Raw genomic sequence first — 14,244 nt, forward strand, 5'->3', positions numbered from 1 at the left:
TCCGATAATAATGGTGAGCCTCTTAGACATATACAGAAGGAGGTGCATGAGTTGACCAACCACTCGTTGCGCCAAACAGTCCCCGCTTTGCTCGTCGGGACCTTTTTTCTCGGACTTTTATTGATTCTGTTCACCCCTTACGCCTTGAGAGAGACGAGTTTGTTCGTCTATTTCACGGCGGTCACTCTCATCGCGACCGTCTTCAGCGCGACGGCCGTGTTTCAAAATCGTGGGATGCGACGCTACATACATTTACTGATTAGCGCCGGCAATGTCTGCTTCATCGCTTATTTGGTCGGACACCATTTTGGCGCATCGACAGCAATCAACCATATGCCGTTCATTCAGAACTTTTTTTATTTGATTATGTCGCTGATTGTCATCACGCAATCGATTGAAATTCGGACATTGAAACTGCGAACATTCGACATTTTCGCCTTGTTCAGCTTCGTGTTGATCGGGGCGTTGCATCTGTTCATTTATTCGAACGACGGTGGGCGTTATGCGGCTCACTTGAACGGGTTTGAAGAACAGATGGTGTTGATTAGTCTCTACATGATGCTCGGCTTCCTGTACTTGAATCGCATCACCTCGGTCGGCCAAACGTTCCGTGTGCTCTTGTTGATCGGCATTCTCGGCTTCACGACCGCCTCGATTTTGAACCAATTGCTCATCTTCAACGGCATCGGCCATGAGTTGGTGCACCTGCTTCAAGTGAGTAGCATCTTTATCATTTCAATCAGCTACGTGTTCGATGAATCGAGAGAAGATGCCCTCGTCTATGACTCCGTGTTCGACTACGTCGTCTATAGCGCGATCGTCATGCTATTCATGCTCGCCTCGGATCGGCTGCTCGGCACATCTGTGCTCGACTCGATGACGGCGAACGCCGTCTTGTTGCTGCTCATCCGTCAGTTCGTCGTCGCCAAACAAAACGCATTGATCAGTCACCGTTTACATACCGTCAATACCGACCTCGAAGTCGCGGTGACGACGAAGGCGCATGAACTCGAGGTCCGCGAACAACAGTATCGCTCGCTATTCGCCTATCATGCCGAACCGATTTTCTTGTTCGACCTCCATGGCGAAGTATTGTCTGTGAACGAGGCCGGCAGCTCGGTGCTTGGTCATGATACGGAAACGTTGATTGGCTCCAACATTTTAGACATTATCGAACAAAAAGACCGGTCCGCCTATGCGACCGTGTTGCACGATTTAACGAACGGTCGCCCCCGGACGCTCGACGTCGATGTCGTCACCGAAGACGGGGCGAAACGGGTGTGGCAGTTGATGAACATTCCGATGATTATCGACGGCGAAGTCGAAGGCATCTATGCGATCGTCAAGGACATCACGCAAATGATCGTCCAACAAGAACAGATTTATTATCAAGCGAACCATGACAGTCTGACCGGGCTTCATAACCGCTACGCCCTGCAAGAACAGATTGAACGGCTGATCGCGGAAGGACGTCCGTTCTCGCTCATGTTCTCCGACCTCGACGGTTTTAAAGAAATTAACGACCAGTTCGGCCATCATATGGGTGACGAGTTGTTGCAACATATCGGTAAACGTCTGCGGGGCGCCTTGTTGCCGAACGAGTATGCGGGCCGGCTCGGTGGTGACGAATTCATCGTTGTCGCCGAGCATGACGACGATGAGATGCTCGTCGAACGGTTACGGCGCTCCGTCTATCGTCCGCCGTACTTCATGGGCGGGACGCTCGTCGAGATTCACGCGTCCATCGGTATCGTCCGCTATCCTGAACACGGTTCGACGCTCAAGCATTTGCTGTCGAACGCCGACCTTGCCATGTATAAGGCGAAGGACAAAGGACGCAACGAGACCGTTTTGTTCGCTCCTGAATTACGGGCCCACAAAGAAGAGCGCAAACTGTTGATGGAAGGGCTTGATACCGCCCTCGAGAAAGGCGAGATCTCACTTTATCTTCAGCCTCAAGTTGACGCTTCGACGAAAGCCATCATCGGGGCCGAGGCGCTCATGCGTTGGCAACGAGATGGCGTCTTCATCCCGCCAAGCCAGTTCATCCCGATTGCCGAAGAGACGGGGCATATCCATGATCTCGGCCGCTGGATGATTCATGAAACATTCCAATTGATGTACGCATTCGAGCAAGGCGATATCGATTTACCAAAACTATCGGTCAACCTATCCGTCCGCCAACTGTTCGATGAGCACTTAATCGAATATTTGACGACGTTATTCGAACGGTTCCCGATTGAACCTGGCCGACTTAACTTCGAGTTGACCGAGACGGTCGCGGCCCATCAATCCGACCGCGTGTTGACACGGATTCTCGAGTTGAAGGCGCTTGGCATCAAACTGTCGATCGACGATTTCGGTACCGGCTACAGCTCGCTCGCCTACCTCGTCCGCTATCCAATCGATGAGCTGAAAATCCCGCGCGAGTTCACGATGCAACTCGAAGAAAACCGGGAGTATCAGACCGTCACCGCGACCATTGTCGCGATGGCCCGGCAACTCGGGATGGCGCTCGTCGCTGAAGGTGTCGAGACCGAGTATCAAGAGAATTTCTTACGGAAAATCGGCTGTGATTCGATGCAAGGCTATCGCTATGCGAAACCGATGCCACTCGATGAGTTTGTTATTTACTATATGAAGCAGACGATGTAACGAACATGCCCCGAACCGGTATCCGGTTCGGGGCATTTGCTTATTTCATCTCATAAATCTTCACTTCGCCCGGCTTCAAATCGACCCACAGGTCCCAATTCTCGTCGAACGAATGCTCGGCGTACGGCCATGACGTCGGTGAGTACACCATCTCGGCGAAACGGCTCGCGTTCCAGTTGCGGCGTCGTACCCCGTCGAGCGGGACTTTCCCTTGCAACGGTTGGTGCATATCCGTATTGGCCACGACGAGAAGCGTCTCGTTCGTATCCGGACGCAACCAAGCGAGACCGATGAACGGCGCATGCATATGTGCCATGGCGAGCGGTTCGAAATGACTCGGGTTGACCAGGACGTCCAACCAACGACGACGCACCTCGGCCACTTGATGCATCAGTTCGATCATCTCGTCTCGCTCGGGATGATCCCAATGGAACTGGTACGCATCGAAGAAAGCAAGCTTTCCAAAGTATGGATCGGTCGGGAAGAGTTGATACGCTTCTTCCGGTCGGCAGTCGAGCCCGGTGTTCATCGGCTGTGTCTCATACAGTTCGAGTCCAGAGTTCGTCATCGGGACGCCGTTCGGTACGAAGCCGTTCAAGACGGTGAGCAAGCGACTCGCCTGCCGTCCCCCATCTCGTGTCGCGATACGGCGCGTGTCTGCCGTTTCTCCGGCCGCAAACACCGGTAACGGTAAGAAGCGCGAGTCATAAACGAACTGGTGCGTCTCATGTGTATCAAAGCGTGGCTCTTTATAGAACCCGTACCCGATAATCATGTTATAGCCCGCTTCTTTCGCCGCCCACGCACCGATTTCAATCAATTCTTCAGCGATGAAGCTGAAGTTGGCGTCGAGTTCACGCGGTTGCTGTAGAATCCGTTGCGCCAAATCGACCGGCAAGGCGTGCCCCATGTCGATGCGAGCTCCATCAATCCCATATTCACGCTGATAGTGCGGAATGATGTCGGCGAGCATCGCCCAGAGCGGCTCGTTGATTTGATCGCCTCGGAATTGATTCGATTTGATCGAGTCGAACAAGATATAAGGTGCCAAGTTCGCTTCGCTCACGTAAGGTGCTGCCGCTGTCGGGTGGTCCAAGAACAGACGGAAATACGTCACATCTGACCATGGTGGCTGCGGATCATTGATGCAATCGGAGAAGGCTGGAGCGGTCGTCAAGCCGAACTCGCGCTCGATGACGGCAAGCAAGTTCTCTTCTGGATGCTCGAGCAAGTACGCTCTCACCGTCTCCCACTTGTCCGCATCGACGAGATTCGGTGCCATCGAGAAGCGACGTAAGTGCGCCCAGACGTCTTCTGACCCATAAATCATAGGTAAGAAAGCATGCTCTGGTTTCACGTTCTCACCAATTCCTGGTACGTGCGGCGGATGATAGTAATCGAGTTCGGTCACCGGAATCCAATAAAACCATTCCGGATTTTCGAGAATGAGTCGGTTGTCACGAGCACATGTACGCGGGATGACATCGATGACGACACGAATCCCCACCATGTGACATGCTTCGACGAACGCCGCGAACTCTTCTTCGACCGTCAAGCCGTCTCCGGTCAACGTCTCTTTCAGTTCCTCATCGATTCCAAAAAAATCTTGCACGGCATAAGGAGAACCAAATTCGCCTTTTTTGTTTTTATGACTGTGTTGCGAGATTGGCAATAAGAACAATGTGTCGATTCCCATATAAAGGAGATGCGGAATCAACGCGAGCGTTTTGACGAACGTCCCTGTGTCTTTCATGCCGATCGAGTTCTCCATTTCGACATAACCTGATCCATCATGATCCCATGATGTCGACGTCCGGACTTGCATCGAGTAGACCGAGGCCCGCTTGATCCAATCGCCGCCAGTTTGCAAATATCCGTCCGCTTGGGCGACCGATTGATGGTAACCCCGTCCGTCGACCGCATGGGGAAGAATAGCTTTTTCAATCGTCTCGATCAAGAAATCATACGGATTGACCCGTTCGACCCCATCACGTACAGGCTCTGAAGCGAATTGCAGCCGGTTCCATAACGTCGGAATCTCATAATGGACGTTCGTTCGTTTATCTTTCAAGACTTGGTGCAACTTGATTAACGATGAGTTCTCTGGCATGTGTATTCTCCTTGTGAATAAAATCGTTCCTCTATCATTGTAAACGATATCAAGAAACGCATTACTATATATTTATACCTTTACCCGATTTTTTCCTTTTCCAAAAAAATATTTTGCGGTGAAATCAGGAAGTATTGTACGATGTTTACAGAAGGAGGGATGACCATGTCCCAACGAAAATGGCTGACCGTACTCATTTCGTTATCCGTCTTATCCATCCTCGTTCTCGCTAGTTTCGCCTTCCAACTTCGCGACACGACAAGGCAAATCGAATCGATTCACGGTCAACGTCTCGACTCGTATGACGCCATCGAGGATATCATGTATTTCAACATCGAACGAGCCAACGCCATCCGTGGTCTTCTCGCCTATGAAGACCGGCGCTTTTTAGAATCGTATTACAGTATGTCCCAGCAAGCAGAAGAATTGAAAACATCCATTGCGAATGATCCCGGCACTCCGAGCTCACTCATCGATTTGCTCCATCGCGACGGGATTTGGGAGCAAGGGGCTGATCAAGTGCTCGTCCTCTATGAAAGGGGCGACATCGAAGCCGCGACCGACCTCGCTGAAACGATGACTGATCAACGTCAAACGATTCTCGAAGATTTGCGTGCCTTAAAAAAGATGCAGTATGACGACATCCGCAAACAATTGATTGCGACGGAGAATCAAATCGATGTGCTGATGCAAGCGCTCACGTCCATCGCCATCCTCCTTAGCGCTGCGATTATCGTCATTTTATTTTTGATTTTCAAAACACGCAAAAAGAACCGACCCCAGTGAGTCGGTTCCCAGCCTCGAGCATGCTCGAGGTTTTTTTATTTGGCGTGAATCAATCGGGCGGCATTTCCGATAGCGAGTAAGGCGACCCCGACATCGGCAAACACGGCTTCCCACATCGAGGCGAGTCCGAATACGCCGAGTAAGAGGAAGAGCGCCTTCATCCCGAACGCGAACGTAATGTTTTGCCAGACAATCCGTCGTGTCTTTTTGCTCAAATCAATCGCCGCCACAACATCGTGTGGGGCATCATTCATGAGAACAAGGTCAGCTGCTGCGACCGCAGTATCACTACCGACACCACCCATCACGAGTCCGACATCAGCACGCGCAAGCGCCGCCGCATCGTTCAAGCCATCACCGACAAAAGCGACCTTGCCGGTTGTTGCCAACCGCTCGACTTCCGTTACTTTTTGATGTGGAAGCAACTCGCTGTACACTTCATCGATGCCAATCGCTGAACCGACGGCATTCGCGACTTCTTGCCGATCACCCGTCAGCATGACTGTCCGATATCCGTATTGTTTCAACGCACGAATCGTCTGTTCCGCATCCGCCTTCACTTCGTCCCTCAACTCGATTCGTCCGAGCCAGCGATCATTTTTCACGACATGCACAATCGTCCCCGACGTCTCCGTCGGGATCGAGCAGCCCAATTTTTTCATATAGCGGGCACTACCGACGTAAATGCGGTGTTCACCCTCTATAGCCATCAGTCCGTAACCCGGCTCTTCTTGGATTGTTGCGAACGGCGCGACCGGACCGGCTTGCTCGACGATTGCTTTTGCAAGCGGATGCGTCGAAGCCATCTCGACTCGGGACGCAAGTTGGAGCAACTCGTCCTTCGTCAATTCTCCATTCGTCGCGATATCCGTCACTTCAAAACGTCCCGTCGTGAGCGTTCCGGTCTTATCAAAGATAACCGTCTCAACTTCGGCGAGGACGTCCAAATACTCGCCGCCTTTCACTAAAATGCCACGCCGCGAGCCAGCACCAATTCCACCGAAATAACCGAGCGGAATTGAGATCACTAAGGCACACGGACAACTAATGACGAGGAAGATTAAAGCCCGGTACACCCACTCCTCCAAATTTCCGACAAACAATGGCGGGACAAACGCGACCACAGCCGCTAAAACGACGACGATTGGCGTGTACACTTTGGCTAACCTTGTAATCATCTGTTCCGTCTTCGCCTTGTTCATGCTCGCCTGTTCAACGAGGGCAATCATCTTTTGAAGACTCGACTCCGCAGCCGGTCGCTCGACCCGAACTTCGAGCCGCCCTTCGAGGTTGATCATGCCGGCCAATACGTCTTCACCAGGCCCGACTTGGCGTGGCAACGACTCTCCTGTCAGAGAAGCCGTATCCAGTGAGCTGTCCCCTTGTAACACCTGACCATCCATCGGCACTTGTTCACCAGCCCGCACTATGATGACGGAGCCGACCGTTACGTCCTCAGGTCGTTGCTCAACTTCTAGCCCCTCAACAAGAACGCGTGCGCGTGTCGGTTTCAAATTCAATAGCGATTGAATCGACCGCCGTGAAGCGTGGACCGCTTTCGCTTGGAAATACTCACCGAGTTGATAAAACAGCATGACGGCGACCGCTTCCGGATACTCCGAAATCGCAATCGCACCGACCGTCGCAATCGTCATTAAAAATTTCTCATCAAACCATTCCCGATGCCATACGTTACGAAATGCGGCATAGACGACATCATAACCCGCAACCACGTAGGCGATTCCGTACACGACAAGCGAATCGGTATACAGACCGACGAGCAGGAATGCGAATGCAATCCCGAACCGCCATAACAAGCGACTCGACATAGGTACTTCCTCATCATCTTTCACAAAATGAGCACCCGGTTCAATTCGCGCCATCGACGCTTCGATAGCCCGTAGCGTCTCCGTATGATCCTTCGAATCATTCCATTCGATAATCATTCGACTTGTCGCAAAATCAATCTGACAAGCGGCGACACTGTCCTCTCCCGTCACACTCTTCTCGATTTTGGCGGCGCAGTTCGTACATGTAATCCCTTCGACGGGCAATGCATCTCGTTTCATCTTAATTTCGCCCCTTTTATATTCAAACGTTCATTTGAATATATCGTAACGCGGTCGCCTCACAATTACAACCGAAAAAAAGCCGACTGGAATCCCAGTCAGCCTCACGTGTCTGATTCAGTCTCATCTTGCTCGGCGCTATGGGCCATCGCAATCTCGACGAGCAACCGGACGTGGTCATCGTCGAGCGAATAATAAACGACTTTTCCATCCTTTCGATATTTGACAAGTCCTTGCTCGAGCAATGTCCGTAAGTGATGGGACGCCGTGGCATTCGAATGTTTAATCACGGCCGCCACGTCACAGACGCACAGTTCCGCTTCGAGCGTGAGCACGTAGAGCACTTTAAGTCGGGTCGGATCGGCGAACGCTTTGAATAATCGACTGACCCGCGTCGCATCAAGATCGGTCAACGCTTGTTGTAATACCCCGACATCCTCATTCTGAATGGCAATCGTTTCGCATTGGGGTGCTTTCATCCATCTCACCTCATTTTCTATACTCTCATTCTAACAAAATCCGATTTATAAATCTGTTATATATTATTGTTGACTTATCACCCTCTGTTATAATACAATCAAAACAACATAACAGCTACGTTACTTAATTAAAGGGGGCAGTTATAATGAATGAATGGGCAAGCCGACTTGAATCTTCCGTCGAATTTTATCGGAAGTTACCGGACAAGACGTGTCAAGAGTGCGGGAAACAGATGGATGAGCAGTGCGAGTCTTACGAGAACACGTGCCCATCTTGTGCTGAAAAACTCCAACTTAGCGAATAAAACAATCCCTCGGAAACGTGTTCCGAGGGATTTGTCATGGCAGATGATAACCGAGATAGGCCGCCAGCAGACCAAGTACATAGGTCGCAAGCAAATACATCCCGAAACGAAGCCAGTCTTTGGCGACGAACCGCATCACTTCGAGCTTGAACGTCGAGAACGTCGTGAACGAACCGAGAAAGCCGACACCGAGTCCGAGCATGAGCGACGGGCCGGCACTCGACGCATATAAATAGCCGAGACAAAACGACCCACTCACATTGACGAACAGCGTCGCCCACGGGAACATAGATGTCGTCCATGTTTTGACGAGCTGACCAATGCCAAACCGTGCCATCGCTCCAAAGAACGCCCCCAGCATAATGATGGCGATCGTCATCGCACCACCTCTTCTCGCCTGAACTGTTTGAACCGACGCCGTCCGAACCAAAACCCGAGCCACGAACTGAACAGACCGAGCATAAGGCTTAGTGTCACGTAGAGCAAGGCCATGCCAATTGCGCCGGACTCCAGCAACTCAATCGTCTCCACACTGAACGTCGAGAACGTCGTGAACGAGCCGATGAATCCTGTTCCGACCGCGGTGACGACACTCGGGGAGAGTCGTCCGGACCGAAACAAGAAGTGTGTCAGCCAACCGAGCGCGAAACTGCCTGATAAATTGATGAGCAGCGTCCCGAGCGGAAACATACCGACCCAAAACGTCTCGATGCCCGTGCCGATCCCATAACGTGCCAAGGCTCCTAGCGCTCCTGCCAAACCGACGTATACATATAGCATCGCCAGGCCTCCCTTCAAAAAAACACCTGCCGCGCGCACGTCGCGAGACAGGTGTTGAGTCTGTAACCATTATACCAAGCGATGCGTGATCACGAAATAGCTGCTGGTGCGAACACGGCCGAGATGGCCTCGAACGCCTCATCGAGCTCCTCTTTCGTGATGACGAGTGGTGGTGCCAATCGAATCACCGTCTCATGTGTCTCTTTGCAGAGTAGGCCACGTTCTTTAAGCGCCTCACAGTATGGACGGGCTGCTTCCGTCAATTCGATCCCGATGAACAGACCGCGACCGCGCACATCTTTAATGAGCGGATTGTCGATTGATTTCAAACGGTCCATGAAATATGTCCCGAGTTCGAGAGAACGTTGTGGCAACTGCTCTTCTTCTAACACTTCGAGTGACGCGATCGACACGGCCGCCGCGAGCGGATTCCCTCCGAACGTCGAACCGTGTGAGCCTGGATTGAATACACTCAAGACGTTTTCATTGGCCGCCACACACGATACCGGGAACACGCCGCCCCCGAGCGCTTTTCCGAGAATATACATATCTGGCTCCACATCTTCCCATTCGATGGCGAACCATTTACCTGAGCGACCGAGCCCTGACTGAATCTCATCGGCCACAAATAACACGTTATGCTGTTGGCACAGTTCACTGGCTCGTTTCAAGTAACCAGCCGGTGGGATGATGATGCCGGCTTCGCCTTGAATCGGTTCGACGATGAACGCCGCCGTATTTTCAGTGATGGCCGCCTCGAACGCATCGATGTCACCGTACGGCACGACTTTAAACCCTGGCAATAGCGGCCCGAATCCACGTTGGTATTCCGCTTCTGTCGACATCGACACCGCCGCCATCGTCCGGCCGTGGAAGTTGCCCGAGCAGACGATGATTTCCGCTTGACCTGGGATTTGTTTCACTTCATACGCCCAGCGCCGCGACGCTTTGACAGCCGTTTCGACTGCTTCCGCACCCGTATTCATCGGCAACACCATCTCTTTGTTTGTAAGCGCTGCCACTTTTTTGTAGAAACGACCGAGTTGATCATTGTAAAACGCACGTGACGTCAGCGTGATTTTATCGGCTTGGTCCTTAAGCGCTTGAATGATTTTCGGATGACAATGACCTTGGTTGACGGCCGAATAGGCACTCAACATATCCATGTAGCGATTCCCCTCTGGGTCTGTCACCCAGATCCCCCTCGCTTCCGAGATGACGATTGGAAGTGGATGATAATTGTGCGCCCCGAATTTCTCTGTCAATTCAATCACTTCTTGTGTCTTTGACATTTGATTTCCCCCTTATCAAAAAACTATCTTACTCCTTCAGTATATGATGACCGTCTTTCTTTTGACAACGACCAACTTGCCCATTCCTCGGTTTGGCAAAATAAGGTACACTGAACGTAGAATATGATTCATTTGATGTAGATTGGAGGAAACAATGTGGCTTCATTGCGTGATTTGCCGATTGACGAGTTTATCGATGCTTTATCTGTCCCATGCTGTTACATCAATCTCGATGGCAACGTCCTGCTGTGGAACGAATATGCGGAAACGCTGTTCGGATGGGGACGAGACGAGGTGCTTCACCATCCGCTCCCTGTTGTCCAACACTTACAGGATGCGCTTGAATCCTGGTCACCGATGCTCCTTCAATATCCGTTCTCGACGACGGCGATGACGCCGTTCAAACATAAAAACGGATCAGTCGTCTATGCGACTGCTTATTTACAATCTTTTTCCATCAACGACTATACGGGGTACTTCCTTGCGTTCCTGCCGAAAGGATTTGGGCCGCTCATCAGCACGGAACAGTTCAATCTGCTTCACCACTTTCAAGCGATGATTGAACAATCGACGTATTATTTGGCAACAAACGCTTACGGCGAGATTACAGAAATCAATCCGTTGCTATGCGGGTTAATCGGCGCACCCGATCATCAATTCATCGGTCGTAACTGGTTCGAGCTCATCCATCCGTCATTTGAGAATCATCCGCTTGCCGAGGACGTGCTTCAAGCACTTACGACCGACCGCATCTGGAACGGTGAAATGCCTGTCCGTTCCGAGCGGCATGTCCGCAACATGTGTTGGCTCAATTTGACGGTCGTCCCGATTCTGAGTGATGAAGGCGAAATTGTACAGTATACCGCCTTCGGCTTTGACGTCTCAGATAAAAAGCGACTCGAGCAAGAGGTCAATTATCTCGCGTACCATAACGATTTGACCGGACTCTTGAACAAGAAAGGATGGCTCCGTCAGTACAGCCACGTGTTGACGGATGTCGATCAGGGAGATGGCTTGGTTCACGTCGCCTTGTTCGATATCGATCGCTTCAAAATCATCAATGAATCGTTTGGTTCACGCGTCGGCAACGAATTGCTCCTTCAAATCAAGGACCGGGCCGCGCAGTTCTTGCCTGAGACGAGCGTCATGTTCCATCCGTCGGGCGGTTTGTTCGGGTTGATTTTCTTTGAACAGTCGAAAGAAGAAGTGTTCCAGTTGCTGCGCCAACTGCAACATGAATTGCAGCGTCCGTTCCGGATTTATCATCACTCCATCATGGTATCGATTTCCATCGGGTGCGTCTTCTATCCGTCCGCCACATCTTCATTAGAAGAACTGTACACGCGCGCCGAGAGCGCCCTGTTCAAAGGCAAACGAATCGGTGTCGGGACGATCCAGTTCGTCACGAAAGATATGGACGATGCGTTCTCACGTCAAATCCATATCGAGAAAGCACTTTATCAAGCACTTGAAGAAAAACATTTCTATTTAGAATATCAACCAAAATATGAGTTAAAGACTGACACGCTCATCGGGTTCGAGGCGCTTCTCCGTTGGCATCATGATGAACTCGGACAGATCCCACCTTCAGAGTTCATCCCGCTCGCCGAGGAGATGGCACTCATCGTCCCAATCAACAACTGGGTCATTCTCGAGGCGGCCAAACAGTTGAAAGTCTGGCAGCAACTCGTCGACCGCCCGTTGTCGATGGCCGTCAACATTTCACCGAATCAATTCCGGAGCGACAGCTTCATCAATACGCTCCGGAATATCAAGCAACAGCTCAATTTGAACCCGTCCGACATCATCCTCGAGATCACCGAGAGTCTCGTCATGCAGCAGACGGACGAGATTATCGCCCGGATGGATCAAATCAAACGTCTCGATTATCGCCTATCCATCGACGACTTCGGGACCGGCTTCTCGTCACTGCAATATTTGAAGTCGTTCCCGGTCGACGAGCTAAAAATCGATAAAGTCTTCCTCGATGATTGGTTGACGTCGAAGTCACACTTACTCGATGTCATCGTCCACCTCGGCAAGAGCCTGAATCTGCACGTCGTAGCCGAGGGTGTCGAGGATCAAGAGATGCTCGACCACTTGAAACAAACCGCTTGCGACTCGTTCCAAGGGTTCTTGTACGCCAAGCCGCTTCCTCCAATTGAAGTCGTTCGCTTATTGACGGACAACAGTCAATGAAAAAAGTCATCGCGCGTCTCCCGACGTACGATGACTTTTTATTATAGGCTAATTGTCGCCGTCCATAGTCCATAGACACCGTACGTGGCTGCCAAGAGGATGACGACCGCAATCATGTATTGCAACCGGCTGAGGTACGGCCGGCCTTGTTCGCGTTCGGCCAACATGAAGACGAACACGCCTGGCGCGTACAAAATCATGGCGATGAGCATATACTCGACACCTGACGCATAAAGGAGCCAGGCCGCATAAACGGTCGCAATCCCGGACATGACGAGCATCGGGCGTGTTCCGGTCCGCCGTGCCTCTTTCCAACCGAACAAGGCCGAGAACAAATACGGCACGAGCGCCGCGATGCCAGCGATGCTCGAGAGCACCAAGTACGTCTGTTCCGAGAAGAGAGCGATGATGGTGACGAGTTGCGTGAACGCTTGTGTAATGAACAAGGCACTCACCGGCGTCTCATTTCGATTGAGCCGATTGAACAGTTTCGGAAACACGCCGTCACGACTGGCGACGTACGAAATCTCCGTCGCGAGAATCGTCCAACCGAGCAGGGCACCCGAGAGCGAGACGAGGAGTCCGATGTTAATGATGGTCGCACCGACCGGTCCGACGACGGCCTCGAGCACGTACGCCATCGACGGTTCCGAAAGTGCCGCAAGTTGTTCCTGGGTCATCACCCCGAACGATAAAATCGAGATCATCATATAAATGACAAGCGTTCCGACGAGTCCGATCACCGTCGCACGACCGACGTCTCGTTTGTGGCGGGCACGTGATGATAGGACGACCGCCCCTTCAATCCCGACGAACGCCCAAAGCGTCACGAGCATCGTCGACTTCACTTGCGGGAACACTTGTGACCAGCTGAATCCCGATTGACCCCAGAAGTCGATTTGGAACGTATCGATCCGAAACGCAAACAAGATGAGGACAATAAATAAAAAAATCGGGACGAGCTTGGCGATTGTCGTGACGATATTGAGTAGTGCCGCTTCTCTCATCCCGCGTGAGATAATCCAAAACAACCCCCAAATGACGACCGCGCTCATAAGTAAGCGGAACGTCCGGTGCTCGGCCGAAAAGATCGGGAAGAAGTAGCTGAGCGTGCTGAAGATTAACGTGATGTTCGCGACCGTCCCGATCCATGCCGACATCCAGTAGCCCCACCCGCTATTGAATCCGACAAACTTGCCGAATCCTTCTTTCGCATAGGCGTAAATCCCACCTTCAAGTTCAGGACGTGTATTAGCTAAAAATTGAAACACGAACGCGAGCATGACCATCCCGATACCGGTGATCGTCCATCCGATTAACACCGAACCGACTCCAGCACCTTGTGCCATCGCTCCCGGTAAATTAAATGCGCCTCCGCCAATCATCGTTCCAACGACCATGGCAGCGAGCCCAAAAAAGCCGATTCCGGCTGACTGTGACTTCATTTAAAACCCTCCACAAAAAGTTGACGTCTGACGAATAACTATACATCGATAATGTATAATCATTCGATGATTTCCTTATTCTACTGAAACTAATGGTGTTTAGATAGGTGTTTTACTAATGTTT

The 14,244-nt window shown here is 51.5% G+C and carries 11 protein-coding genes; 4 read left to right on the top strand and 7 right to left on the bottom strand.

The window, feature by feature from the left end; all coding sequences use genetic code 11:
* Nucleotides 1-51: 51 nt before the first annotated feature.
* Nucleotides 52-2,655, top strand: coding sequence for a putative bifunctional diguanylate cyclase/phosphodiesterase (locus tag ACZ2GZ_RS12835; RefSeq protein ID WP_251135299.1), 2,604 nt, complete (start codon nucleotides 52-54; stop codon nucleotides 2,653-2,655).
* Between the two features lie 40 nt (nucleotides 2,656-2,695).
* Here ACZ2GZ_RS12835 and ACZ2GZ_RS12840 read toward each other — a convergent pair whose 3' ends face one another.
* Entirely contained in the window at nucleotides 2,696-4,765 is a 2,070-nt protein-coding gene (locus tag ACZ2GZ_RS12840) for an alpha-amylase family protein (protein ID WP_251135300.1), read from the bottom strand.
* Between the two features lie 165 nt (nucleotides 4,766-4,930).
* Here ACZ2GZ_RS12840 and ACZ2GZ_RS12845 point away from each other — a divergent pair, with 165 nt between their 5' ends.
* Nucleotides 4,931-5,551, top strand: a complete 621-nt coding sequence (locus ACZ2GZ_RS12845; protein WP_236355795.1) for a CHASE3 domain-containing protein — start codon at nucleotides 4,931-4,933, stop codon at nucleotides 5,549-5,551.
* Nucleotides 5,552-5,586: 35 nt separating this feature from the next.
* On the opposite strand, the gene ACZ2GZ_RS12850 is transcribed toward ACZ2GZ_RS12845, so the two are convergent.
* Together ACZ2GZ_RS12850 and ACZ2GZ_RS12855 are read right to left on the bottom strand one after the other, a co-directional pair.
* Nucleotides 5,587-7,620 carry a heavy metal translocating P-type ATPase gene (locus tag ACZ2GZ_RS12850; RefSeq protein WP_214715542.1) on the bottom strand — a complete coding sequence of 678 codons (2,034 nt, stop codon included), beginning with the start codon at nucleotides 7,618-7,620 and terminating at the stop codon, nucleotides 5,587-5,589.
* Nucleotides 7,621-7,724: 104 nt separating this feature from the next.
* Nucleotides 7,725-8,099 carry an ArsR/SmtB family transcription factor gene (locus ACZ2GZ_RS12855; protein WP_021065247.1) on the bottom strand — a complete coding sequence of 125 codons (375 nt, stop codon included), beginning with the start codon at nucleotides 8,097-8,099 and terminating at the stop codon, nucleotides 7,725-7,727.
* Between the two features lie 146 nt (nucleotides 8,100-8,245).
* Here ACZ2GZ_RS12855 and yhfH point away from each other — a divergent pair, with 146 nt between their 5' ends.
* On the top strand, nucleotides 8,246-8,404 hold the full coding sequence (yhfH, locus tag ACZ2GZ_RS12860) for a protein YhfH (RefSeq protein WP_021065246.1): 159 nt from the start codon (nucleotides 8,246-8,248) through the stop codon (nucleotides 8,402-8,404).
* A 34-nt stretch (nucleotides 8,405-8,438) separates the two neighbouring features.
* On the opposite strand, the gene ACZ2GZ_RS12865 is transcribed toward yhfH, so the two are convergent.
* From ACZ2GZ_RS12865 to ACZ2GZ_RS12875, 3 genes are all read right to left on the bottom strand, one after another.
* Entirely contained in the window at nucleotides 8,439-8,783 is a 345-nt protein-coding gene (locus tag ACZ2GZ_RS12865; protein ID WP_029596084.1) for a fluoride efflux transporter FluC, read from the bottom strand.
* Entirely contained in the window at nucleotides 8,780-9,184 is a 405-nt protein-coding gene (crcB, locus tag ACZ2GZ_RS12870) for a fluoride efflux transporter CrcB (RefSeq protein WP_021065244.1), read from the bottom strand. Before crcB ends, ACZ2GZ_RS12865 begins: the two co-directional genes overlap by 4 nt.
* 89 nt (nucleotides 9,185-9,273) lie before the next feature.
* The gene (locus ACZ2GZ_RS12875; protein ID WP_021065243.1) at nucleotides 9,274-10,476 is read right to left on the bottom strand and encodes an ornithine--oxo-acid transaminase; all 1,203 of its coding nucleotides are present in this window, start codon (nucleotides 10,474-10,476) and stop codon (nucleotides 9,274-9,276) included.
* A gap of 156 nt (nucleotides 10,477-10,632) precedes the next feature.
* Here ACZ2GZ_RS12875 and ACZ2GZ_RS12880 point away from each other — a divergent pair, with 156 nt between their 5' ends.
* A complete protein-coding gene (locus ACZ2GZ_RS12880) occupies nucleotides 10,633-12,675 on the top strand; it encodes a bifunctional diguanylate cyclase/phosphodiesterase (protein WP_058765698.1) in 2,043 nt (680 codons plus the stop codon).
* Between the two features lie 41 nt (nucleotides 12,676-12,716).
* Here the strand turns inward: ACZ2GZ_RS12880 and ACZ2GZ_RS12885 are convergent, their stop codons facing one another.
* The gene (locus tag ACZ2GZ_RS12885) at nucleotides 12,717-14,120 is read right to left on the bottom strand and encodes a basic amino acid/polyamine antiporter (RefSeq protein WP_021065241.1); all 1,404 of its coding nucleotides are present in this window, start codon (nucleotides 14,118-14,120) and stop codon (nucleotides 12,717-12,719) included.
* Between the last annotated feature and the right edge of the window lie 124 nt (nucleotides 14,121-14,244).

It is taken from the genome of Exiguobacterium sp. KKT215 (assembly GCF_055635335.1).